This is a genomic window from Actinoplanes sp. NPDC048791, from assembly GCF_040650095.1.
Taxonomy (GTDB): Bacteria; Actinomycetota; Actinomycetes; order Mycobacteriales; family Micromonosporaceae; genus Actinoplanes.
In genome coordinates this window covers 1-1,588 of record NZ_JBEZGQ010001473.1, presented here as the reverse complement: position 1 = coordinate 1,588, position 1,588 = coordinate 1, and the positions used below count along the sequence as shown (strand labels likewise).

Sequence of the window (1,588 nt, the reverse complement as noted above, 5' to 3'; positions counted from 1 at the left end):
CCGGGCGTCGCGATCGCGTGGAGCCGGCGGCACGACCCGGCCTGGGAGTTGATCGCGGGTACGCCGGCGGCCGGGCTCACGATGCTGTTACGGCGTACGGCCGGGGTGCTGGCCGTGGTGGTGCCGACGCTGGCGCTGGCGAGCACCCGTACCGGAACCTCGCTGGCCCTGACGCTGCTGCCGTGCCTGGCCTTCACCGCCGCGACCATCGCCCTGGGCGCCTTCGTCGGGGTGCGCCTGGCCGCCATCGGCCTCGGCGCGGCCTGGGCGCTGGCCGTGATCGTGCCGGCCGTGGTCACCGCCGAACTGCCGGCGGTGCTGCGAGCGGGCAGTTCTCCCGGGTGGGCGCTGCTCACCCTCACGCTGGCCGGTCTCGCCGTGTTGCGGGCCGACAACTTCCGCCGGCTGTCCAGCCACAACTGAGCTCCCGGGCATCTGCCCATACTTTCGGAGGATTGATGATGCGTACGGTGAGCGCGGACGAGACGGCTCCCACCACCCACCCCTGGGCGGTCCATGCCCAGGAGCTGCGGGTGCGGGCCGGCCGGCATCTCGCCGTCGACGGGCTGGACCTGGCCCTCGGCACCGGGGTGCACGGACTGCTCGGCCCGAACGGCGCCGGCAAGACCACGCTGATGCGGGCGCTGGCCACGGTGGTGAAGCCCGCCGGCGGCCGGTTGACGCTGCTCGGTGAGGCGGTCGACGGCCGGGCCGATCTGCGCCGGGTCCGCCGCGGCCTGGGCTACCTGCCGCAGCAGTTCGGCTTCTATCCCCGGTTCACGGTCCGGGAGTTCGTCGAGTACATGGCCTGGCTCAAGGAGATGCCGAAGCCGGCGGTGCCGGGCGCGGTGCAGCGGGCGATCGACCGGGTCGGGCTCACGGCCAAGGCCGGCGCGCGGATGAAGACGCTGTCCGGCGGCATGCTGCGCCGGGCCGGCATCGCCCAGGCGATCGTCAACGACCCGGCCGTGCTGCTGCTCGACGAGCCCACCGTCGGGCTCGACCCGGAGCAGCGGCTCGACTTCCGGGAGCTGCTGCGTGATCTCGGCGTCGACAGCTGCGTACTGGTCTCCACCCACCTGGTGGAGGACGTGGTCGTCGCCTGCACCGACGTCGTCCTGATGAACGAGGGACGGCTGGTCTATCAGGGCACGCCGGACGACCTCATGACGCAGGGCGGCCAGGGCGACGCCGGGGACAGCCCGGCCGAACGCGGCTATTCCGCACTGCTGCGCCGGCACCGGGCGGAGGCCGCCCGATGACCCGCATCCTCGGTATCGAACTGCGCCGCTCGGCGGCGCTCGGCTCGGCCCTGGCCCTGGCGGTGGCCGGCACCCTGCTGCTCTTCTTCGCCGAGGGGATCGGCTTCTCCACCGGGTGGATGCAGCTGGCCATGACGCAGCGGCTCTATCTGGCGGTGCTCTGGCCGCTGGCGCTGGCCGCCGGTGCGTGGCAGGCCCGGCGGGAGCACCGGTCCAACGTGGAGGAGCTCTTCGGCAGCACGCCGCGCCCGCGGGCCCACCGGATCGTGCCGACGGTCGGCGCGATGGGGGTCGCCGTGGTGGGCGGCTACCTGGCGATGGGGATC

General features: G+C 73.6%; 1 protein-coding gene and 2 pseudogenes. All 3 read left to right on the top strand.

What is annotated here, in order from left to right:
* Positions 1-423 (top strand): annotated as a pseudogene (locus AB0C29_RS47565) (hypothetical protein); the annotation flags it as partial.
* A gap of 35 nt (positions 424-458) precedes the next feature.
* Positions 459-1,262 (top strand): ATP-binding cassette domain-containing protein, encoded by an 804-nt coding sequence (locus tag AB0C29_RS47560; RefSeq protein ID WP_360834864.1) that lies wholly within the window; start codon positions 459-461, stop codon positions 1,260-1,262.
* A pseudogene (locus AB0C29_RS47555) lies at positions 1,259-1,588 on the top strand (hypothetical protein); the annotation flags it as partial. The gene AB0C29_RS47560 and the pseudogene AB0C29_RS47555, both read left to right, overlap by 4 nt.

Excerpts from the sequence above, each read along its gene's own strand:
- AB0C29_RS47560 (WP_360834864.1), top strand. The coding sequence starts at position 459 with ATGATGCGTACGGTGAGCGCGGACGAGACGGCTCCCACCACCCACCCC.